This is a genomic window from Butyricimonas paravirosa (assembly GCF_032878955.1).
GTDB classification, from domain to species: Bacteria; Bacteroidota; Bacteroidia; order Bacteroidales; family Marinifilaceae; genus Butyricimonas; species Butyricimonas paravirosa.
Genome location: NZ_CP043839.1, coordinates 5,277,987 through 5,299,248 on the forward strand (window position 1 = coordinate 5,277,987; position 21,262 = coordinate 5,299,248).

Here is a 21,262-nt window from a genome sequence, read left to right on the forward strand (position 1 = left end):
AATTTAAGGTATAAATTATGGGAGATTTTGACGGAGAAAGGAAAGACTTACCGAATGCCACGGCAGCGCTTGTTTTAGGAGCGCTGTCGTTGGTGTTTTGCTGGTGCTACGGGATCATCGGGTTGGTACTCGGTATTCTGGCGGTGGTACTGGCCTCGGCTCCCCGTAAGGCTTATCTGGAGAACCCGGAGCGATTCACGGAAGTATCCTATAAGAACTTGAATGCCGGGAGAATATGTGGCATCATCGGGATTTGTATCGGCGCGCTCATCCTGCTGGCGGTTATTCTTGCCGTCATTTTTGCTGTATATGCTTCGGTAAAACCCCATTTGCTCAACACGATAAATGTATGAATTGAGCATCTGGACGTGGCTGGAGGGGCATCAACTGCCTTGTCTGGTTAAAGACACTTTCGGGATCGAGTGTCCCGGATGTGGATTCCAGACTGCGATACTGTTGCTCTTGAAAGGAGAGTTGTGGGAATCCGTGAAAATCTATCCGGGGTTGATCCCCTTGATTGTGTTTATCGGCCTTGCCATGGCGCATTTTGTAGGGGTGAAAAAAATTACTCCCGGGGCAATAAAATTTGCTGGTTTTGTTTGCTTGCTAATAATTTTAATTTCATATTTGCTTAAATTAATAATTCATTAAAATTACGACCATGGAGATAATGGAAATGAAGAAAAAGGATCTTCCTAACGCGACGGCAGTGTTGGTTTTAGGGATTTTGTCTCTGGTGTTTTGCTGGTGTTACGGGTTCGTGGGGTTGGTGCTGGGAATCCTGGCGGTAGCCATTGCTTCCGGGCCCCGGAGAGCTTATCTGGAACATCCGGAAGAGTACACGGAGGCTTCCTACAAGAATCTTAGTGCCGGACGGGTTTGTGGTATTGTTGGAATCTGCGTGGCGTTGGCTGTTGTCGCTTTCGTGATTTTAGTGATATTGGGTGTAACGGCGCTGGGCGTCGGATCGGCATTGATGCTAGGTTAAAATAAAATGACATATGGACTACAGATTTGAAATCAGTTTACCGACTAGTTCGGATTTTAGATGTGAGATTGCTGTTGGTGGAGAACAGACGTTTCAACAATTTCACGATAAAATAGTTGAGACGTTGAATTATGACAGCTCTCAAATGGCATCTTTTTTCACGCTTGACCGGATGGGAAACCGGGTGAAAGAAATTGCATTGATGGATATGACGACAGAGGACGAGGAAAATGAAACGCTCGTCATGGACAACACGAAAATCAGTGACATCATTAAACCGGGGTGTCTTGAATTAGAGTACGTGTATGATTTCTTCTCTAACAAATATTTTAAGGTAGAGTATGCCGGGGAATATATCCGTGACTCTTCCGACGTGATGCCGGTATGCGTTGCTTGTGAGGGGGATATTCCGGAACAATTCTCTTACGAGGATGGGAATGCTGATTGGGAGTTTGACAAGCCGGAGGAAGAGTACGAGGGGGATTATGACGATAGTTTCATGGAAGAGTTCGGTAACGGGGATTATGACGACGAGGATCGCCAAGACCGGGGTGGTGATGATGAGTACTATCGTGACGAACGCTATGAGAGTTTGGATGATTATATAGATAGACTTTAATTATTTTGGATTTTAGATTTTAAATTTTAGATTCCAGCCGGACAAGGTTTATTTTTTTTAATTTAAAATCTAAAATTATTAAATCGAAAATTTGCATGGGGACGTTAATCGTATTGCTTGGACCGACAGGAGTGGGGAAAACAGATTTGAGTATTGAGTTGGCCAAGATGTATGGGACGTCGATTATTTCATGTGATTCCCGACAGATTTACAAGGAAATGTATATAGGAACTGCCGTGCCGGAGCGAGAGCAACTGGAGGCAGTTCCTCATTTTTTTATACAAACGGAGTCTGTCCGGAATTATTTTAATTGTTGGGAGTTCGAGCAACAAGCGCTTCGGAAGATCCGGGAGTTGTTCGAGACGAAAGAGGTGGTGATCATGGCGGGTGGTTCCATGATGTACATTGACGCCGTGTGCAAGGGAATTGACGAGATGCCCACGATTGACGAGGAAGTGCGTCTTTCCGTGAAAGAGATGTTTGAACGGGATGGAATCGAGGCGTTGCGGATGTTGTTGAAAAGGTTGGACCCCGTGTCATATACCACGGTGGATTTGAAGAATGCCAAACGGATCATGCACGCTTTGGAAGTTTGCCTGATGACCGGAAAGCCTTATTCTTCTTTTTTGACCGGGAGCGTGAAGGAGCGGGAGTTTGACATCGTGAAGATCGGGTTGAACCGGGAAAGAGAAGAATTGTTCGACCGGATTAATCGCCGGGTGGATCAGATGGTGGAGGACGGAATGGAGGAGGAGGCCCGTAGTCTTTATCCTTTACGCCACCTGAATGCCTTGAATACGGTAGGGTACAAGGAGTGGTTCGATTACTTTGATGGCAAGTTTGACCGGGAAGAGGCTATCCGGCTCATCAAACGAAATACCCGCCGATATGCAAAAAAGCAACTTACCTGGTATCGCAATGACGCTGATATTCATTGGTTCCATCCGGATCAAAAAGATGAAATCAAACGTTTTCTTTTAAGTCTTGTTGATTTTAAATTTTAAATTCCAACCCCCTCTAGCTCCCCCTTGGAAAGGGGGAGGACATGCTCCATTGTTACATTGTAGTGCTTTCTTGCGTTTGTTTCTCCCCCAGTGTAAGGGGGAGGATATACTCCATTGTTATGTTGTAGTGTTTTCTTGCGTCTGTTTCTCCCCCTGTGTAAGGGGGAGTTAGAGGGGGTAGTCTTTTCAATTATTTAGTCCGTCATGTATTGTTTCGAGCGATTTTCTTCCACTCGTTTTGGAGGCATGATCAAGATGAGTAGGGAACCTAGGATGATGATGCAGGCCAAGATGTAATCTCTCGTGTCCAAGTCGGGGCGCAAGTCGATGGAGTAGACTGCAATCCATGCCTCCAGCCCGAAGGTTAGCATGGGCTGGAAGGCCCGGAAGGTCATGAAGGTTTCGGCAGTTGCCGTTTGCAGGGTGGCGTAGTATAGGTACGTGGAGAGTGAGGTGAGTAGGAAACCTGTCACGCAGGCGGCAATAATCGTCATCGGGTGGAATATCTCGGTGAGCTTAGGCAGGTAGAGCATTGAAAACGGGATGGCCATAAGTTCCTTGGCAAAATAGTGTTCCACGAGGGCGATCAGGATTAAGAAAAGTATGACCGACGTGCCACCCCAGAACATGGTGAATCCGGAGATCCCGCATTTTTGGCGTACGGAGGTGTTGGGACTGGCGATAGTGGTCTTCTCTACCACGATGGCTCGTGTACAGCTTGCCAGAACTGCCAGGGAGACGAGAATGGAGACCCGTAGTTGTATGGCTTCCGGGAGGGTACGGATAAACAGGATAATGCCGACCGTGATCACGAGCATCCCCACGATGTCACTGCTGTGGGGTTTTCTCTTGAAAAAGATGTAGGCCAGTATTGCCGTCACGACAACTTCTATGTTGATTAATAAGCTGGTTTCGGTACTGGTGATGTACAGGTAAACCGCGGCTAGAAAGAAATTCCGGAATATTTGCAGTAACGTGTACAGCCATGAATAACCGACACCTGCTTTCCAGCCTTCTGCGGTTACAGGTTTTCGGATAAGTAATAGCGCGACTCCCCCGGCGAAAATCTGCATGGAGGCGAACACGAGAATGTTGGCCTCGTAGTTTAACAGGCAAAAACGGGTGATGACACTGATGATCGACCATGTTATGACTGATAGTAAGGCATATAAAGCACCTATTTTCATATTTTGTTTTTTGTTTCTCTCCGGATATAACGATTCGATGGAGAAAAGGTTTTTTGTCAAAATAAAATATACCTTTGTTTTAGTATTTATAACAACATGATACAGGAATGATTGAGATATGGTAGAATCGGAAACTAGAAAAGGGGAGTACACGATTCCTTTACGGGAGTTTTTTGATAAGGGAATGACAAGGGAGGTCGCTTGTAGGATAGGACGTTTGAGGGCGTTGAGGCGGGCTATTACCGGACAGATGGAAGAGATAAATGCGGCTTTGTGGAGTGATTTGAGAAAGTCGAGCGGAGAGGCTTACCTGACGGAGATCGGTATGGTGTTGGGGGAGATTGATTATCACGTGAAACATCTGAGACGGTGGGTGAAACCCCGACGACTGGCAACCCCGTTGGCTTTTTGGCCCTCGAAAAGCCGGATCATGTACGAGCCGTATGGCGTTGTGTTGATCATTGCCCCTTGGAATTACCCGTTTCAATTATTGTTGGAACCTTTAATTGGTGCCATTTCTGCTGGGAATTGTGTCGTGTTGAAACCGTCTCCTTTTGCCCCGGCAACGGCGGAGGTTATAAAGAAGATTGTTGCGGCAGTTTTTGAACCCGCTTATGTATCTGTGTTTGATGGAGAAGGGGATGTGGTGGAGCAGTTGTTGAGAGAGCGTTTTGATTATATTTTTTTCACGGGAGGTCCCCGTTTCGGACAATATGTTATGGAAATGGCAGCGAAACATTTAACCCCGGTAACTTTAGAGTTGGGCGGGAAAAGTCCTTGTATCGTGGGGCGTGGTGCGAACGTGGAGATTGCGGCTCGTCGTACGGCTTGGGGAAAGTTTATCAATGCCGGGCAGACGTGTGTTGCCCCCGATTACGTGTTTGTGCATGAAGATCAAAGGACAGAGTTTGTTGAGGCCGTAAGACTGGCCGTGAAACGATTTTATGGGGATTGCCCGTATGAAAGTCCTGATTATCCGCGGATTGTTCACCGGGAGGGGACAGAAAGGTTAGCGCGCTTGATGCACTCTTCCGGACAGGTGGTTGTCGGGGGTGAGGTGAACGTGGAGGAAAAGTATATTGCTCCTACGGTACTGATTGACGTGGAGTCTGATAGTCCGATCATGCGGGAAGAGATATTCGGTCCCATTCTACCCGTACTGACCTACCGGGAGATAGATGACGTGATTCGTTTCGTGAATAAGCGGGAGAAACCCTTGGCCCTGTATTATTTCGGAACCGAGCGAGAGGCTCGTGAAGTTTTAAACCGAACCTCTTCGGGAGGGGCTTGTGTGAACGACACAATCGTGCATCTGGCAAATCCCCGTTTGCCTTTCGGGGGTGTGGGGATGAGTGGAATCGGAAAGTATCACGGGAAAGCAAGTTTTGAACTTTTCAGTAATTTACGTTCCGTGGTAAAATCTTTCACATTTTTTGATAACCATTTTCGTTATGCCCCGTATAAACACTTGAATTTATTGAAAAAATTCATGTAATGTCTGGTGAGTTTATTATATTTGTTGGAAACTTTAAAACAATGAAGACTATGAAAAAGTACATTTGCACAGTATGTAGTTATATTTATGATCCTGCAGTAGGTGATCCAGATGGTGGAATCGCACCTGGAACCGCATTTGAAGATATTCCGGAAGATTGGGTTTGCCCGCTTTGTGGCGTTGGTAAAGAAGATTTCGAACCGGTGGAAGAGTAAATGAAGTTAAAAGATAAAAACTAAAAGATAAAAGTTGAAAGCTGTAAAAAGTTCCATTTTTATCTTTTAGTTTTTAACTTTTATCTTAATAAAAATAGAGGCGAATCTCAGGATTCGCCTCTATTTTTATTAATGTGCCCATTCGGCAAAGAAGTCATTTCCCTTGTCATCCACGATGATGAATGCCGGGAAGTTTTCCACCCGTATTTTACGGATAGCTTCCATCCCCAATTCTTCAAAGGCAACGATTTTTACTGATTTAATGCTTTCTTTAGCCAAAATAGCTGCCGGTCCGCCGATAGATCCTAAGTAGAAACCACCGTGTTTCTTACAAGCATCTGTAACAGCTTGAGAGCGGTTACCTTTGGCAACCATGATCATAGAACCACCGTGATCTTGGAAAAGGTCAACATAGGGGTCCATACGTCCTGCCGTGGTAGGTCCGAAACTTCCGGAGGCCATTCCTTTCGGGGTTTTAGCCGGTCCTGCATAGTAAATCGGATGATTCTTAAAGTATTCCGGCATGGGCTTGCCTTCATCCAACATGGCTTTGATGCGGGCGTGAGCGATATCGCGGGCAACGATAAGTGTTCCGGACAAGTTCAGACGGGTTTTAACCGGATATTTTCTTAGTTCTTTCAATACTTCTTCCATCGGTTGGTCGAGGTCGATGTTCACGGCGGGGGCTAATGCAGGGTTCTCTGCCGGTAAGAAACGAGCTGGGTTCTTTTCCAGTTGTTCCAGGAAGATACCGTCTTCCGTGATTTTAGCCTTGATGTTCCGGTCGGCACTACAACTTACACCGATACCCACGGGGCAGGATGCCGCGTGACGAGGCATACGGATGACACGCACGTCGTGTACCCAGTATTTACCACCGAATTGAGCGCCGATACCCATGTCTTGACAGATTTTCTGAATTTTGGCCTCCCATTCCAGATCACGGAATGCCTGACCGCCATCATTTCCTTCGGTCGGAAGATTGTCATAATATCCTGCGGAAGCTTTCTTCACGGTTGTCAGACAGGCCTCGGCGGAGGTTCCACCAATGACTACTGCCAGATGGTAGGGAGGACAGGCTGATGTTCCCAAGTCTTTCACTTTATCCTTGATGAACTTGGTCAGTGCTTCCTCGGTCAACAAGGCTTTGGTCTGTTGGTACAGGAACGTCTTGTTTGCAGAACCACCGCCTTTGGTGATGAACAGGAACTCGTATTTATTTCCTTGAGTGGCATACAGGTCGATTTGAGCCGGTAGGTTTGTACCACTGTTTTTTTCATCGAACATGGTGTAGGGAACTACTTGAGAATAACGCAGGTTACGATCCCGATAGGTTTCGAAAACTCCCTTGCTGATGGCTTCCGCATCATTACCGTCAGTCCACACGTTTTCGCCTTTCTTACCGATAGCGATGGCTGTACCCGTGTCTTGGCAGGTGGGAAGTTCGCCTTTGGCGGAAACCACTTGGTTCATCAACATGGTATGGGCCACGAATTTATCATTGTCGCTGGCTTCTGGATCTTTCAGTATATTAGCTAATTTCTGCAAGTGAGAGGCACGCAGGTAAAAAGAAACATCTGCATAGGCTTCACGGGCGAGTAATTCAAGCCCTTCTTTTTGAATTTTCAATATTTTACGTCCTTCAACTTCGATGGTTTTCACGTAGTCTTTTGTCAGTAAGCGATATTCCGTATTGTCTTTTTGAATCGGAAATGGTTCTTGATACTTGAATTCTGCCATAATTCTTTATTGTTTTAGTGTTGTTAATATTTTTATTCCTATAACGGAAAAATTTCTTTAATATGTCGCAACGAAATTAGAATTAATAAATGAGAAGTCCAATAAAAAAGCCGGACAAATTTGGTCCGGCTTTTATGAATATTAGGCTAATGACTAGTCTTTGAATAACTTGTCAATAGTCATGATTTGGTAATCGTAGAATGCGCGGGTAGCGGCATTTCCGGTTCCCCGTTTTTCTTTGTAAAGAGCTTGTACTTTTTTCAACAATGATAACATGGCAGGACGTCCTACTGATGCAGGAAGTGTTGCAGCATTCATTGTCATGCGGAAGTAGTCATATTCTCCCAGATTACATGCCGCATGGCTACAAAGTTTATGTTGGCTATTTACACTGTTTTCTAAAGTTGCCAATGCCTCGGTCGGATCGATAGAAGTAAGTCTTTTCGGTGCAGAGGCCGCAGGAGTAGCTTGAAGACCACTCATTTGGCAGGCAATGGTTACTAAAGCAGCTTGCAAGTTCATTTCTTCGTGAGAAAGTGAACGGGATGCAAGGGTCGGAGCCATAAGTAATTTATAAGCGTCATTTACATAAGCATCAAGCTTATAAGCGTCTTTTTGGCCGGAACGTTCTCCCTCGTATATACTACCAAGAGTAGCCGCATTGAAGATTTTACCTACCACAGCGTATTGTAATTGATCGTACATATTCGGGTTTAATTCCAATTTCTCTCTCAGGTCATTCGTGATCAACCATTTCGGGCAGGTCGTTACTTCGTTTACTAACCATTTGATCGCTTCTTGTTGTTTGGCTCTCGGGATGTATTTTTTAGCTACACCACCTTTGCCGTCTTGTACCAGGTCCGTGAATTCAACACCACCGGGGTAAGCCAACACGTGGCTAAGCATTCTTTGGTACTGGCTCAGGATTCCATTGTAGTACATTTTTATGTCTTTATACGAGGCTCCCGGTTTGCTGCACCATTGTTCCAAGTTGTTCATGATGATCTTGAGGTTCTTGATACAAAGTGAATTGGCTTTCACGTGATCATCCCCTAAATCTTCTGTCTGGTCAGTCGGGTCAAGTGTCTGCGGGAATTGCTGCGCCCCGAAACGATACATCGGATCGTCAGATTTTTCTTCGATCCAGCTATTTAATGTTGCGACTTCGGCTTCCGGAGTATTAGCGTTCGGAATGATCCGGTAACCCCAGTTGATAGCGTAAATGTCGTATACTCCTAGCACTGGCGGAACGAGGTTTACACCGCGTTCGTAGTCTCCGGGTTGAGCCACGTAGTTGTTACGGGCGTAGTCCATGATACTCGGGGTGGTTCCGTATTTTTTCGTGAATGACGGACTGCGCAAAGAGTCCACGGGGAAAGAGTAACTTGCACCCATGTTGTGCATCAGACCTAACGTGTGTCCGATCTCGTGTGATGCCACGTAACGTAAAGATTCATTCATCACGTCGTCACTGAATACTTCCGTACGAACGCGAGGATCAACGGCTCCCGTCTGAACGAAACGCCAATCGTGTACAAGAGAGATCACGTTGTGATACCAGATCACGTCTGCCACGAGAATTTCACCGCTACGAGGATCCACGTAACTCGGTCCCATAGCGTTAGCAGTAGGTGTTACGGCATAACGCACACAATTGTAACGAATATCGTCCGGGTCAAAGTTCGGATCGTCGGTCGGGTAATCTTTGGCGATAACTACATTTTTGAAACCTGCTTTTTCGAAAGCGATGTTCCAGTCCTCGATACCTTGTTTAACGGCACCTCTCCATTTTTCAGGGAAAGCATTATCCACGTAGAATACAATCGGTTTTACCGGTTCCACGAGTTCTCCGCGCAAGTAAGCAGCCATATCTTTCGGCTCGATTCTCCAACGGTGGATGAATTCGAAATCTTCCACACGGTCTTTATCGCTCGTGTAGAAGTTCCGGGGAGTACTGAAATAACCAACACGTCTGTCTTTGTAACGCATGGGCATGGGATCTTTATCCAGTTCAACAATAGAACGACGAACAACAAGGGTAAGAGGACCGCTTTGTCCGTTATAGTTCATTTGAGAGGAGATTTCCATGTTTCGAGGGAAGTTCTTTACCTCTTTCACGCGAGATGCGGATGGGTCGAACATGGCGCTCGGTTTTTTACCCGTCATCGGGCTGGAGCCCATCGGGGTAATACATTTTTCATCCCGTCCGAAGAACGCGGTCATGTCGATCAACAGCGTGTCACCCTTGGTGGCTTTCACCTCGAAGGTCTTCATGATCGGGTCATTGAAGTTCCGTTTGAAAGATGGGGCGATAGGATCACCTTCTCTTAACACGTCCTCACAAAGCACGGAGTGCATGTATACGTTCGTGGAATCCGTGGAGAAACGTACCATGAACGGATCGTCGATCATCTGGCCTGCCACGAAATCGGTCGGGGCGCTGGTTTCAGAAAGACGATTGGCAATCAAGTAGATCTTGTCCAAGTTACGAGCCTGGATTGCCCACATTAAGGTTCCTTTCGGGGTGTAGTAAGCATCAATAACTCCCGGTAAGTGTTTAGCTCCTTTCACTTGCTTGTCGAAAGCAGATTCTTTAGGAGCAGGAGGTGTTGCGGTCTGTTCGGTTTTTGCTTTTTTCTTCTTTTTCTTGAAAGGGAAAGCTTGTGCCGTGGACCCTGCAAGTAATGACAGGGCGACAACCGCGAGTAAAATTTTCCTCATAGTTCTCTTCGTTTAATCAATTAATTATATCTCGTTTATTAGATTTGTGTACATACATATTCATGTGCAACGTTTTCAACAGCGGGCGAAGGTATGTAAAAAAGAATCGAATTTATCTTACCGTTTTGTTAAAGTTTCATCCGAAAGACGATTATTATTGTACCTTTGCAAGCAATGAATCTTAAAAACAGATAAAATGAGTTCCGAAACCATATTTTTTATCATTGTTGTTTTCCTGTGCTTGGATTTCGTGTTGGAGAGAGTATTGGAGTCTTTGAATTCTAAACATATGTCTCCCGTGTTACCTGATAGTCTGAAGGGAATTTATGACGAGAAGGAATACAGTCGGTTTCAATCCTACAAGCGGGAAAACGGGAGGTTGGATAGTTGGAGTTCCGGGGTCGGCTTTGTCGTGATGATCGTGTTTCTCGTGGCAGGAGGTTTCGGGTGGTATAATAGTTGGGTGGTTTCTTTGACGGATAGTGTGGTTTGGCAGACCATTCTTTTCGTGGTGGGGCTTTCCGTGGTCTCTTCCGTGTTGGATATACCTTTTGATTATTACGCGACTTTCCGGATAGAGGAAAAGTATGGTTTTAACAAGACTACGAGGCGGGTCTACTGGTTGGATACGGTGAAAGAGTTGGTTCTTTCGTTGGTATTGGGAGGGGTATTGTTAGCACTTGTGGTGTGGTTCTACACGTGGGCGGGGACTTATTTTTGGTTGTACGCTTGGGGTGCTGTTACCCTGTTTTCCGTGTTTATGGCCATGTTCTACTCGCAACTGATCGTACCTTTGTTTAATAAGCAGACGCCTTTACAGGAAGGTGCGTTGAGGGATAAGATACAGGCTTTTGCGGGGAAAGTCGGGTTCAAATTGGATAATATATACGTGATTGACGGGTCGAAACGCTCCACGAAAGCAAATGCTTATTTCACGGGGCTGGGGCCTAAAAAGCGGGTCGTGTTGTATGACACGCTGATTGACGAGTTGACGGAAGAGGAAATTGTGGCCGTGCTGGCTCATGAGGTCGGGCATTACAAGAAACGACACACGTTACGTTCTATGGTGGTTTCCGTGATACAGATGGGAGTGCTTTTCTGGTTGTTTTCCTTGTGCGTGAATAATGCGGCTTTGTCAGAGGCGCTGGGCGGGGACCGGGCATATTTCCAGCTGGGATTAATCGCTTTTGCCATTTTGTATTCTCCCGTGAATTTGATTTTGGGGGTCGGGATGAACGTGTGGTCCCGGAGTAACGAGTACGAGGCGGATGCTTTTGCGGCCCGGTATTACAAGGGGGATTATTTGGTGTCCGGTTTGAAGAAAATATCGGTGAAGTCGTTAAGTAATTTGACGCCCCATCCCTTGTACGAGTATATCTATTATTCTCATCCGTCGTTATTGAAACGGATAGATGCTATAAAACGTATTCACGAATAAAAATATAAACGAATGAAAGCTATTATTATTACTATCGGGGACGAGATTCTGTTAGGACAGATTCTGGACACGAATTCACAATATATTTCGAGGCAGTTGACCCGTTTGGGGGCCGAGGTGGCGGATATTTTGTCTATTGCTGATCAGCGGGAGGAGATTTGGCAGTGGGTGGATTATGCGATGAAACAGGCGGAACTAATCATCGTGACCGGGGGATTGGGACCGACAAAGGATGACGTGACGAAAAAGGTGCTGGCAGAATATTTCGATACTCGTTTGGTGATGAATGAAGACGTGTTAAAATGGATCGGGAAGTTGCTGGAGAACGGGGGAATGAGGATGAACGAGGGGAATCGTAGTCAGGCTATCCTACCGGAATCGGCCAAAATTCTTTACAATCGGAAAGGGACGGCTTCCGGGATGTGGTTTGAACGGGACGGAAAGGTTTTGGTGTCTCTGCCGGGTGTTCCTTTCGAGATGGAGGATTTGATGATCCAGTGCGTGATCCCGGAATTGCAGCGCTTGTATCCGCATTTGCATCTGGATTACAGGATGTTGAAAGTGTATGACATCCCGGAATCGGAGTTGGCTCTTTTGTTGGAGAAATGGGAAGAACATTTGCCGGAAGGGTTCAGCTTGGCTTACCTGCCGTCGCCGGGATTTGTAAAGTTGCGCCTGACGGCTAAGGGGGATCAGGTTTTTAACCTGGATGCCCGTTACGATAGCTTGAAAGAGGCTCTTGAAGGCCAGCGTTACACGGAAGGAGAGAATGGCGGGACGGAACGGGAGCTTGGGGAATTACTGATGTTGAAGGGAAAGACGATTGCCACGGCAGAGAGTTGCACGGGTGGAAATATTGCGGCTCAGCTCACGTCGATAGCCGGTTCTTCCGCCTACTTTAGAGGGAGCGTGGTGGCGTATGCCAATGACGTGAAGGAACGGGTGCTGGGAGTTCGTCCTGAAAGTTTGGAACAATTCGGGGCTGTCAGTGAACCCGTGGTACGGCAGATGGCAGAAGGAGCCCGCCGTTTGATCGGGACGGATTATGCCGTTTCTACTTCCGGAATTGCCGGGCCGACTGGCGGTACGGCGGAGAAACCGGTGGGAACCGTGTGGATCGGGGTTGCCGGACCGGAAAGAACGATTGCTCGCAAGTTCGTGTTCTCGTTTACCCGTGAAAGAAATATTGGTAAGGCCACGATGAAGGCGATTGAAATGGTTATCGAAGAAGTGCGTAACGGGGCAGTAAATAGATGAATTGTTTATAAAGTGAATCCGTCGTGAATCATAGTAAAAAGGCGGGTCTCGGTAAACTTTTTTGTATTTCATGTTCCTATTTCGAAAATATAAATTACATTTGCACATCTCACTCAGAAAATAATACAACGTGTAGCAACGCTGAAGGTATTATAAAGCCTCCGGTGCGTGGCTATGCGTAGTGTTAAATTTTGGGTGAGATCTTAATTTACAGTCCGGAGGCTTTTATGTTTTGTATGTAATGTAAATAATACATATTGATATTGTTCGTAGGGTAACAATTTTAAAATTCTAATTTCACTAAAATAGCGGGGCCGTGATGGTCACCCGCTTTTCTTTTGCGTTTGGCAGGAATTTTGTTATATTTGAGGAATAAATCTTTGCTATGAGAAAGTTTACATTGTTACTATTTTTCGTTGTTCTTTGGTCGTTTTCTTACGCTCAGATGGGTGGAGAACAATATTTTGTTGATATACATGGTGATTTGCGTTATGAATCTCGGGATAGATTTCAAGCATCACTTTCCACGAATATCTTCGGGGATAAGGTTTACAAGGATAATCGGGGAAATGAGGTGAAATATTCGAAGACGATGTGGGAGAAGGTGCCGGGGAAGGATAGACCTTATTTTGAAGATTTCTTGTTCTCTGAACTGATACATAAATATCGGGATCGGAGAAACGTGCATGAGGTGTATGAAATCGATATTTTTGGAGATGCACGATACCGGAATAATCAGGGACAATCCATGACATTAAGGCGGAATATTATGGGGGAGTTGGAATATTCCAGTAACGAGTTTCGAGCCACGTTAGGAAAAGATATTTTTGATAATATAATATACAAGGATAACCGGGGAAATAAGGTGACCTATTCAAAAGAGTTTCTTGACAAGTTCCGAAGAGGAAGGCATAGAGGAGACAGGAATGTCGAAGAGTTTTTGTTGTTAGGATTAGCCAAAGATGTCGGGAAAAAGAAAAATTACACGGAAGAGTATACCGTGGATATATTCGGAAATGTTGAATACAAGAATAGCGAGGGACGTCGGGTTTCGATAAAGAAAGATATTTTTGATGGTTTCGAGTATAAGGATAACCAGGGGGTAAGTCTTTCTATCCGGAAGGATATTTTTGATCATGTGCAGGTAAATGATGGCAGGGGAAATAAAGTGGATGTCGGGAGAGATATTTTCGGAGATCTCCAGGTGAAAGATAATAAGGGAAATAAATGGAGTGTAGAACGGGATATATTCGGAGATTTAAAGTTTCGTCATAATTATAAAGAGTGTGCAACTTTGAAGAAGAATATTTTTGATGAGAGAGAATATTCCGATAATAAGGGGAATAAAGTCAAGTATTCGAAGGAGTCGTGGGATAAGATGATAAAGAGGTACGGGGATGACGAGAAGGTTTTTTCGATGTTGTTAAAAAAGTTTTTCGTGGAATATCGTTAAGACCTTTTGTCATGCGATTGGGATTTTGGCATATACTATGGCGATGATTGTATTGTAGTCTGTCAATAAGGCAGGCGTGCGTGTTAGAGGTGTGTTGATTTGCAATTTTTTTACGTTCTTAATTTTAGCTTTATGGGTATATTTATGTCGATTGTCGTGTTTTATTAACAAAAAGATATTGTTTTTGGCATAATATTTGTTAATTATCTCCTTGTTTGAATTGGTATAAAGTTAATTAAAATTTTTAGTGTGATTTTTTCCTATGGGAGTGTAACATTTTTAAACGAAGTCCCGTATTTCGAGTGTTATTTAAGATCAGCTTAGATATATAACAAGCAAACAATAGTTAACAAACAGATGATGAATATGAAAAAGACGTTTATTTTGTTATTTGTAGCGATTTTGCCGTTATTGGCTAGTGCACAAAAAGAAGAGGTAAAAGTGACTGTGGTAGAAGAAGAATCTACGGCTCCATGGCGTGGCTTCGTTACCAATAAATTTTGGGATAACTGGTTTATTTCAATAGGTGCCGGTGGGCAAGTTTACTTTGGAGAAAGTGATAGTAAGGATGATTTCGGGCGTCGGATTACCCCGGCATTTGATTTCTCCGTGGGGAAATGGCTGATGCCGACATTAGGGATTCGGGCTCAAGTTGGTGGTTTCACGTTAAAAGGTTTGACTGCTGATCCTGCTAATATTTACGCTAAGGGTCCTTCTCGTGTAGACGGATATTACAAACAAAAATGGCAACAGTTTAACGTGCATGTTGATGGATTATTGAATCTTTCTAACTGGATCGGTGGTTACCGTACGGATCGTTTCTACGAGGCAGTTCCGTTTGCCGGTTTTGGTATGATTCATGGTTGTTCTTCCGTGGACAACACGAAGTTCATGTTCGTGGCAGGTTTGATCAATAAGATGCGTTTATCTAACGCTTTTGACTTTAACATCGAAATCAAGGGTAGTTTGGTTCCCCAGGCATTTGACGGTGATACCGGCGGCAGCAAGGGAGAAGGTATTTTGGGTGTAACAGCCGGATTTACTTATAAATTCAACCAGCGTAATTTTAGAAGAGAGAAACCGACAGAAATCATTTCTACCGGAGTTTCACCAGAAATGTTGAGTGCTGCCGAGGCTAAATTGGCAGAGCAAATTCGTCGGGCAGATCGTTTGCAGGATGAGTTGAATCAAGCTCGTAAGGCTCAACCGCAAGTTGTTAAAGAGGTAAAAGCAGCCCCGTTGGCTATTTTCTTCAATATCAACAAAGCAAACATTACCGCCAAGGAAATGATTAACTTGAAATACTACGCAGAGATTATCAAGAACAATCCGAATCAAGTTTACAGAGTTACCGGATACGCAGACAAAGCAACTGGTACTCCTGCTTACAATCAGAAGTTAAGCGAGAAACGCGCTCAGAACGTGGCAGACGCTTTAGTGAAGAAATTTGGAGTTAAGGCCAGTCAATTGCAAGTCGTTGGCAAGGGTGGTGTTGACAATCTTTACGAGGGTGGAGTTCAATTGAGCCGCGTGGTTATCGTTGAATGATATTAAAACTACATAACTACTAACCATTTATACATTTTAGAGGCCGGGGTAAAGGGTGATACTTTTATCCCGGTCTTATTTTATTGCTCTTGCGGTTTTATATAACTTTTAGCTTTTCGCTTTCAGCTTTTCGCTTAATTAGTTGTATCTTTGCCCGTGAATAATTAAAAAACAGAGAAATGATAACAAAGAATAAGTTTGTAACCGTGAGTTACGAGTTGAGAACGGCAGCGGATGCAGAACCCATTGAGATAGCTGACGAGAAAACTCCCTTGGAGTTTATTTGCGGTCAAGGGCAAACGCTGGAATATTTCGAAATGAACCTGTTGAATTTGAATACGGGAAATTCTTTCGATTTTCATATCCCGTCAGCTAACGCTTACGGAGAGGTGAACGAGGACATGATTGTAGAGTTACCTAAAGATATATTCGCAGAAGTTGAGGCGGAAGAGTTGATTCCCGGAAACGTGCTGCCAATGCAGGATAGTTTGGGACGGCACCTGAACGGGACAATCGTTACCGTGGGTGACGATACGGTGACCATGGATTTCAATCACCCGATGGCCGGCAAAGATTTGTTTTTCAAGGGTAAGGTGTTGGCAGTAAGAGACGCTACTGATGAAGAATTGGAAAGCTTACATTCGCACAAATGTGGCGGTTGCCACGGTTGTGGGTCTGATGGCGGTTGCGGTTCAGAACACTCTTGCGGTGACGGTTGCTGCCACTAATTAATTGAAAATGAAAAATTGAAAATGGAAAATTGGGATGATCAAGTCTTGGTTTTCCATTTTTTATACAGACCAAAAGTTTAATCCATGTTGATCTTTGAATATTGAAGTGTTGTTTTCCTTCATTTTCAATTTTCAATTTTCAATTTTCAATTGTTATGAACACGATTGGTAAGTTATACACATTAACCTCTTTTGGTGAGTCACATGGTGAGGCGCTGGGAGGAGTGATTGATGGGTGTCCGGCGGGACTTCCCTTGTCGGTGGACGAGATTCAGTATGAGCTGGACCGAAGGAGACCGGGACAGTCTTCCGTGACTACTTCGAGGACGGAAGAGGACCGAGTGGAAATTCTTTCAGGAGTATTCGAAGGGGTGACTACAGGGACTCCTATTGGTTTTATCGTGCGGAATAAGGATCAGCGGAGTCGGGATTATGACGAGATAAAAGATTTATTCCGTCCGTCTCATGCCGATTACACGATGCAGGCGAAATATGGTATCCGGGATTACCGGGGCGGGGGACGTTCGTCAGCCCGGGAACACGTGGTTCGTGTGGTGGGGGGAGCTGTGGCTCGTCAGATTTTGAAAAGATTGGGTATTTTCGTTCATGGTTACACGTCTCAGGTGGGGCCGATCGTGTTGAATAAAACTTATCACGAGCTAAATTTGGAGGAAACGGATGCCAATGTGGTACGTTGTCCTGATTCGGTGGTAGCGGGGGAAATGGAATTGTTTATCCGAAAAGTGCAGGAGGAACAGGATAGTGTGGGTGGGGTCGTGAGTTGTGTTATCCGGGGAGTTCCCGTGGGAGTGGGAGAACCCGTGTTTGATCGTTTTCAGGCCCGGTTGGGATATTACATGATGGGGATTAATGCGGCAAAAGGTTTCGAGTATGGCGAGGGATTCCATGCTGCAAGTATGCGGGGGAGTGAGCATAATGATGCTTTCATGATGAGAAACGGGCAAGTGAGGACCTTGACAAATCATGCCGGGGGAGTTCTGGGAGGAATCACTAGCGGGGAAGATATTTATTTCCGGGTTGCTTTTAAGCCCGTGGCAACGATCGGGCAGGAGCAACAAACCGTGAATTGTTTCGGAAAAGAGGTGACTTTCATAGCCCGGGGACGTCATGACCCATGCGTGGTGCCTCGTGCGGTTCCCGTGGTGGAGGCGATGGCTGCCATGCTGGTATTGGATATGATGCTGGAGGCCGGGAAAGTACCCTCTCGGGTATGAAAGAAGTAAATATTTTTTTGACAATAAGCTTGTTTAGGATGATATTCTTTATTAATTTTGTTGGAAATTAAATATCAGTGTTATGGCAAGTATTAGAAGATTGAAGAAAGATGTTGATTATTTGACTTTCGCGGTAATCGCCGATTGTATGAATTACAATTCTAGCGTGGGGAAGAGTGAGCCGGAAGTTGTTAACATCGTGAAAAAGATGGTTGAATATAGAAATGAAACGAGAAGTAAAATTTCTGCTCGTAAATCATTTAACGATAAGAAAGAAGCTAGATCTTATTATAAAGGAATATCTATCGATCTATTGAAAACAGTAGACGGAGAATTTACCCGTTTGAGCGAGTTGGTAAAACAGAACGCTTAAATGATGATTGCCCCCAAATGTTTGAGCTACCACGTTCTGTGGTAGCTCTTTTTGATGATGAACGACGAGATTGTATTACCGGGAATCGGCAAGATAAAGGTGAGACGGGGAAAGAATATCCGTTTCCTCTCGGTGCGAATGGCACCGGGTAGAGGCATGTGGGTAAACGTTCCTTTCGGGGTAAGCGGACGGCAGGTAGAAGAATTCGTGGATACACAACGGGACTGGATAGTGCAGAATTTGGCGAAGATCAAAGTTTACGAAAAAGACACGGGGGTGGGGTTAGGTATGGATTCCGAGGTGAAGACGAAGTTCCACGTGCTGAAAGTGCTTGCTTGTGATGAACTGCGTCCATACTATAAGATCGAGGGGAAGGAAATCCGTCTGTATATTCCCCGTGGTACGGCATACTCGAGAATTGCTCCCTACGTGGAGAATTTTTTGGTAGAGATTTATCGTATGGAGAGTAAGCGTTACTTGCCGGGACGCGTAAGGGAACTGGCTGGGCAGTTTGGTTTCCGTTACCGGGCATTGTCTTTTCGGAATAATATATCGAACTGGGGGAGTTGTTCGGCAGATGATAATATCAGCTTGAACGTGAAATTGATGAAATTGCCGGATGAGATTATTGATTACGTGATTCTGCACGAGTTATGTCATACGGTTGAAAAGAATCATTCCAGTAATTTTTGGGCGTTGATGGAAAAAGTGTGTCCCGGGTGTATGCAATTGCGTCGTAGGTTACGTCAGTATAATACCAGAGTTTGAACGGTATTTTTTCTTCACGGCTTGCTAGCCAGAACGTGAGAATGAACACGATTCCCAACATAAATAATAACATTTCGACTCTTTTCATGATGTAAGTTTTAATATACGTTTTATGCTGAAATGTGGCCAAATGTTACGTTCTCGGGCGTTTTTTATTGATTTATTTGTAAATGTTGGGAAAAGAGGAATCCAGCTTGAGGTTTATTCGTTATATTTGGTAGTTATTTCTTAAATAAGTGAAGACAATGGAAGGACAATATTGTTATCAATACCCTCGTCCGGCGGTGACCACGGATTGCGTGATCTTCGGGTTTGATGGAGAGATATTGAAGGTGTTATTGGTAGAACGGGGTGGCGAACCCTATAAAGGTTGCTGGGCATTTCCGGGTGGGTTCTTGAATATGGACGAGACGACGGATGAATGCGCCGTGCGAGAATTGGAGGAAGAAACGGGCTTGAGAGATGTGTTTGTAGAGCAATTACAGGCTTTCTCCGATGTAGATCGAGATCCCCGGGGACGGACAATTACGGTGGCTTATTATGCTTTGGTGAATCCCGTGGGAATAAACGTGGCCGGATATGACGATGCGGCAGATGCTCGATGGTTTACCTTGTCGGATATGCCTTCTCTGGCTTTTGATCATGAACACGTGTTGCAGGTGGCATTACATCGTCTGGCATTAAAGGTTTATTTACAATTGAACGAGATCGAGGAACTAGATGAACATTTTAAGGGATTTGACTTGAAGCGTTTGCAGGATCTGATTCCTGATAAATTATAGAATATATGGATAGATTGGAAATCGTTGAGGCGGATATTACCACGTTGGACGTGGATGCAATCGTGAATGCGGCGAATACTTCCTTGCTGGGAGGTGGAGGAGTTGATGGAGCTATTCACCGAGCTGCCGGCAAAGAGTTGTTGGCGGAATGCCGGATGTTGAACGGATGCCGGACCGGGGAAGCGAAAATTACAAAAGGGTATAATCTGAAAGCTCGTCACGTGATTCACACGGTAGGACCGGTTTATTCTAACGGGCGACAGGGGGAACCGGAGTTGCTGGCGGCATGTTACCGGAATAGTCTTGTCTTGGCCGTGGAGAACGGTTTGAAAACCATCGCTTTTCCTCTGATCAGTACGGGTGTGTATGGTTATCCGTTGGAGGAGGCAACCCCGATTGCTTTGCGTGAGATCAAGGCCTTCTTGGAGACACATCCGGATTTTGAGCGGGTGATTGTTGCTTGTTTTAGTCGTAAGGCTTATGATTTGTATATGCAATTGACAATGGAATAATGACAATAATTTGTAACCTTTAAGCCTGTTGACCTTAACAAAACGAATGTTTGTTGGGAAATTAATTTATAAACAGTAATTTTGTCTGGAAGATTTATAAAAAACAGATATTATGCAAGAGATAGTAAAAGAGATACGTGACGTTTTGTCGGAAGTGAAATATCCCGGCACTTCGAAGAGTATCGTTGCGCTGGATATGGTGCAGAATATAAAGGCTGAGGACGGTAAGGTGGATTTCCGCTTGGTATTCCAAAAGTCCAATGACCCGTTCGTGGGAGCGGTGAGAAAGAAATGTGAATCTCTGTTGAAAGAGAAATTAGGATATACAACCGTGGAGATTGAAACCGTGTTCGTACATGACTTGGAGAAACCTTTGGCCTTGGAGAAGGTGAAACATATTGTTGCTGTATCTTCGGGTAAAGGAGGAGTTGGTAAATCAACGGTAGCTTCAAACTTGGCGGTAGCTTTGGCTAAATTGGGGTATAAAGTCGGGTTGGTGGATGCTGATATTTATGGACCTTCCATGCCGAAAATGTTCGGGTGTGAGGATGCCAGTCCTTACATGGTAGAAGTGGGTGGTAAGGAGTTGATCGAGCCGGTTGTGAAGTATGGGGTGAAGTTGTTGTCGATCGGTTTCTTCGTGGACCCCGATTCTGCCACCGTATGGAGAGGACCAATGGCTTCCAATGCTTTAAAACAGATGGTTGAAGGCGGTTTCTGGGACGAACTGGACTTTATGCTGATCGACCTTCCTCCGGGAACAAGTGATATTCACTTGACTTTGGTACAAACTGTCGCTTTGAGTGGTGCAATCGTGGTTAGTACCCCACAACAGGTGGCTTTGGCTGACGCCGTGAAGGGGATCAATATGTTTGAATCTCCGGGAATACAAGTTCCCGTGTTGGGATTGGTTGAGAATATGTCTTGGTTTACTCCTGCGGAATTGCCGAATAATAAATATTATATCTTCGGTAAAGAGGGTGCCAAGAAATTGGCTGACGAGAGGGGATTGCGTCTGTTGGGACAAATTCCAATCGTGCAGAGTATTATGGAAGGTGGCGAGAATGGTAGCCCGGTAGCGTTGGATGAAGATAGTGTCACCGGACAGGCATTTATAGAACTGGCTCGTAACGTGGCTCACGCTGTGGATGAAACAGGTGAGACTGCAAAACGGGTTCGGGTAACGAAATAATGGA

21 protein-coding genes are annotated in these 21,262 nt (G+C 44.9%); 18 read left to right on the forward strand and 3 right to left on the reverse strand.

Annotation, left to right across the window (positions count from 1 at the left end):
- The first annotated feature begins 17 nt into the window (after positions 1-17).
- From F1644_RS21175 to miaA, 5 genes are all read left to right on the forward strand, one after another.
- The gene (locus F1644_RS21175) at positions 18-353 is read left to right on the forward strand and encodes a CCC motif membrane protein (protein ID WP_087419873.1); all 336 of its coding nucleotides are present in this window, start codon (positions 18-20) and stop codon (positions 351-353) included.
- A complete protein-coding gene (locus tag F1644_RS21180) occupies positions 346-651 on the forward strand; it encodes a DUF2752 domain-containing protein (RefSeq protein ID WP_087419874.1) in 306 nt (101 codons plus the stop codon). Before F1644_RS21175 ends, F1644_RS21180 begins: the two co-directional genes overlap by 8 nt.
- 10 nt (positions 652-661) lie before the next feature.
- Positions 662-988 (forward strand): CCC motif membrane protein, encoded by a 327-nt coding sequence (locus F1644_RS21185; RefSeq protein WP_087419875.1) that lies wholly within the window; start codon positions 662-664, stop codon positions 986-988.
- A 13-nt stretch (positions 989-1,001) separates the two neighbouring features.
- Positions 1,002-1,607 (forward strand): IS1096 element passenger TnpR family protein, encoded by a 606-nt coding sequence (locus F1644_RS21190; RefSeq protein ID WP_087419876.1) that lies wholly within the window; start codon positions 1,002-1,004, stop codon positions 1,605-1,607.
- A gap of 95 nt (positions 1,608-1,702) precedes the next feature.
- Entirely contained in the window at positions 1,703-2,611 is a 909-nt protein-coding gene (miaA, locus tag F1644_RS21195; protein ID WP_118305049.1) for a tRNA (adenosine(37)-N6)-dimethylallyltransferase MiaA, read from the forward strand.
- Between the two features lie 194 nt (positions 2,612-2,805).
- Here miaA and F1644_RS21200 read toward each other — a convergent pair whose 3' ends face one another.
- Positions 2,806-3,798: a DMT family transporter gene (locus F1644_RS21200; RefSeq protein WP_087419878.1), complete on the reverse strand. Its 993-nt coding sequence runs from the start codon at positions 3,796-3,798 to the stop codon at positions 2,806-2,808.
- A 118-nt stretch (positions 3,799-3,916) separates the two neighbouring features.
- Between F1644_RS21200 and F1644_RS21205 the strand changes: the two genes are divergently transcribed.
- Together F1644_RS21205 and rd are read left to right on the forward strand one after the other, a co-directional pair.
- Positions 3,917-5,293 (forward strand): aldehyde dehydrogenase, encoded by a 1,377-nt coding sequence (locus F1644_RS21205; RefSeq protein WP_118305048.1) that lies wholly within the window; start codon positions 3,917-3,919, stop codon positions 5,291-5,293.
- 50 nt (positions 5,294-5,343) lie between these two features.
- Entirely contained in the window at positions 5,344-5,508 is a 165-nt protein-coding gene (gene rd, locus F1644_RS21210; RefSeq protein WP_065219960.1) for a rubredoxin, read from the forward strand.
- 129 nt (positions 5,509-5,637) lie between these two features.
- Here the strand turns inward: rd and F1644_RS21215 are convergent, their stop codons facing one another.
- The gene (locus F1644_RS21215) at positions 5,638-7,248 is read right to left on the reverse strand and encodes a fumarate hydratase (RefSeq protein WP_168044376.1); all 1,611 of its coding nucleotides are present in this window, start codon (positions 7,246-7,248) and stop codon (positions 5,638-5,640) included.
- 153 nt (positions 7,249-7,401) lie between these two features.
- Positions 7,402-9,969, reverse strand: a complete 2,568-nt coding sequence (locus F1644_RS21220; RefSeq protein ID WP_118305046.1) for a zinc-dependent metalloprotease — start codon at positions 9,967-9,969, stop codon at positions 7,402-7,404.
- Positions 9,970-10,165: 196 nt separating this feature from the next.
- Between F1644_RS21220 and F1644_RS21225 the strand changes: the two genes are divergently transcribed.
- The 11 genes from F1644_RS21225 (at position 10,166) to F1644_RS21275 (ending at position 21,258) form a co-directional block, all read left to right on the forward strand.
- Entirely contained in the window at positions 10,166-11,407 is a 1,242-nt protein-coding gene (locus F1644_RS21225; protein WP_118305045.1) for a M48 family metallopeptidase, read from the forward strand.
- Positions 11,408-11,419: 12 nt separating this feature from the next.
- On the forward strand, positions 11,420-12,664 hold the full coding sequence (locus F1644_RS21230) for a competence/damage-inducible protein A (protein ID WP_118305044.1): 1,245 nt from the start codon (positions 11,420-11,422) through the stop codon (positions 12,662-12,664).
- 385 nt (positions 12,665-13,049) lie between these two features.
- Positions 13,050-14,117 carry a hypothetical protein gene (locus tag F1644_RS21235; RefSeq protein ID WP_118305043.1) on the forward strand — a complete coding sequence of 356 codons (1,068 nt, stop codon included), beginning with the start codon at positions 13,050-13,052 and terminating at the stop codon, positions 14,115-14,117.
- A gap of 366 nt (positions 14,118-14,483) precedes the next feature.
- On the forward strand, positions 14,484-15,665 hold the full coding sequence (locus F1644_RS21240) for an OmpA family protein (protein WP_229782447.1): 1,182 nt from the start codon (positions 14,484-14,486) through the stop codon (positions 15,663-15,665).
- A 179-nt stretch (positions 15,666-15,844) separates the two neighbouring features.
- Positions 15,845-16,393, forward strand: a complete 549-nt coding sequence (locus F1644_RS21245) for an FKBP-type peptidyl-prolyl cis-trans isomerase (protein ID WP_027201156.1) — start codon at positions 15,845-15,847, stop codon at positions 16,391-16,393.
- A 158-nt stretch (positions 16,394-16,551) separates the two neighbouring features.
- Positions 16,552-17,631, forward strand: a complete 1,080-nt coding sequence (gene aroC, locus F1644_RS21250; RefSeq protein ID WP_118305042.1) for a chorismate synthase — start codon at positions 16,552-16,554, stop codon at positions 17,629-17,631.
- Between the two features lie 82 nt (positions 17,632-17,713).
- Positions 17,714-18,004 (forward strand): hypothetical protein, encoded by a 291-nt coding sequence (locus F1644_RS21255; protein ID WP_027201158.1) that lies wholly within the window; start codon positions 17,714-17,716, stop codon positions 18,002-18,004.
- Positions 18,005-18,061: 57 nt separating this feature from the next.
- Complete coding sequence (locus tag F1644_RS21260) at positions 18,062-18,772, forward strand: M48 family metallopeptidase (protein WP_118305097.1); 711 nt, start codon at positions 18,062-18,064, stop codon at positions 18,770-18,772.
- Between the two features lie 245 nt (positions 18,773-19,017).
- Positions 19,018-19,554 (forward strand): NUDIX domain-containing protein, encoded by a 537-nt coding sequence (locus tag F1644_RS21265; RefSeq protein WP_118305041.1) that lies wholly within the window; start codon positions 19,018-19,020, stop codon positions 19,552-19,554.
- A 5-nt stretch (positions 19,555-19,559) separates the two neighbouring features.
- Positions 19,560-20,066, forward strand: coding sequence for an O-acetyl-ADP-ribose deacetylase (locus tag F1644_RS21270; protein ID WP_118305040.1), 507 nt, complete (start codon positions 19,560-19,562; stop codon positions 20,064-20,066).
- A 112-nt stretch (positions 20,067-20,178) separates the two neighbouring features.
- Positions 20,179-21,258, forward strand: coding sequence for an Mrp/NBP35 family ATP-binding protein (locus F1644_RS21275; RefSeq protein WP_087419888.1), 1,080 nt, complete (start codon positions 20,179-20,181; stop codon positions 21,256-21,258).
- Positions 21,259-21,262: the final 4 nt, after the last annotated feature.

Bases quoted from the DNA above. Each gene is read 5' to 3' on its own strand.
- F1644_RS21175 (WP_087419873.1), top strand. From the start codon at position 18: ATGGGAGATTTTGACGGAGAAAGGAAAGACTTACCGAATGCCACGGCA.
- F1644_RS21180 (WP_087419874.1), top strand. From the start codon at position 346: ATGTATGAATTGAGCATCTGGACGTGGCTGGAGGGGCATCAACTGCCT.
- F1644_RS21185 (WP_087419875.1), top strand. From the start codon at position 662: ATGGAGATAATGGAAATGAAGAAAAAGGATCTTCCTAACGCGACGGCA.
- F1644_RS21190 (WP_087419876.1), top strand. From the start codon at position 1,002: ATGGACTACAGATTTGAAATCAGTTTACCGACTAGTTCGGATTTTAGA.
- miaA (WP_118305049.1), top strand. From the start codon at position 1,703: ATGGGGACGTTAATCGTATTGCTTGGACCGACAGGAGTGGGGAAAACA.
- F1644_RS21200 (WP_087419878.1), bottom strand. From the start codon at position 3,798: ATGAAAATAGGTGCTTTATATGCCTTACTATCAGTCATAACATGGTCG.
- F1644_RS21205 (WP_118305048.1), top strand. From the start codon at position 3,917: ATGGTAGAATCGGAAACTAGAAAAGGGGAGTACACGATTCCTTTACGG.
- rd (WP_065219960.1), top strand. From the start codon at position 5,344: ATGAAAAAGTACATTTGCACAGTATGTAGTTATATTTATGATCCTGCA.
- F1644_RS21215 (WP_168044376.1), bottom strand. From the start codon at position 7,248: ATGGCAGAATTCAAGTATCAAGAACCATTTCCGATTCAAAAAGACAAT.
- F1644_RS21220 (WP_118305046.1), bottom strand. From the start codon at position 9,969: ATGAGGAAAATTTTACTCGCGGTTGTCGCCCTGTCATTACTTGCAGGG.
- F1644_RS21225 (WP_118305045.1), top strand. From the start codon at position 10,166: ATGAGTTCCGAAACCATATTTTTTATCATTGTTGTTTTCCTGTGCTTG.
- F1644_RS21230 (WP_118305044.1), top strand. From the start codon at position 11,420: ATGAAAGCTATTATTATTACTATCGGGGACGAGATTCTGTTAGGACAG.
- F1644_RS21235 (WP_118305043.1), top strand. From the start codon at position 13,050: ATGAGAAAGTTTACATTGTTACTATTTTTCGTTGTTCTTTGGTCGTTT.
- F1644_RS21240 (WP_229782447.1), top strand. From the start codon at position 14,484: ATGAAAAAGACGTTTATTTTGTTATTTGTAGCGATTTTGCCGTTATTG.
- F1644_RS21245 (WP_027201156.1), top strand. From the start codon at position 15,845: ATGATAACAAAGAATAAGTTTGTAACCGTGAGTTACGAGTTGAGAACG.
- aroC (WP_118305042.1), top strand. From the start codon at position 16,552: ATGAACACGATTGGTAAGTTATACACATTAACCTCTTTTGGTGAGTCA.
- F1644_RS21255 (WP_027201158.1), top strand. From the start codon at position 17,714: ATGGCAAGTATTAGAAGATTGAAGAAAGATGTTGATTATTTGACTTTC.
- F1644_RS21260 (WP_118305097.1), top strand. From the start codon at position 18,062: ATGAACGACGAGATTGTATTACCGGGAATCGGCAAGATAAAGGTGAGA.
- F1644_RS21265 (WP_118305041.1), top strand. From the start codon at position 19,018: ATGGAAGGACAATATTGTTATCAATACCCTCGTCCGGCGGTGACCACG.
- F1644_RS21270 (WP_118305040.1), top strand. From the start codon at position 19,560: ATGGATAGATTGGAAATCGTTGAGGCGGATATTACCACGTTGGACGTG.
- F1644_RS21275 (WP_087419888.1), top strand. From the start codon at position 20,179: ATGCAAGAGATAGTAAAAGAGATACGTGACGTTTTGTCGGAAGTGAAA.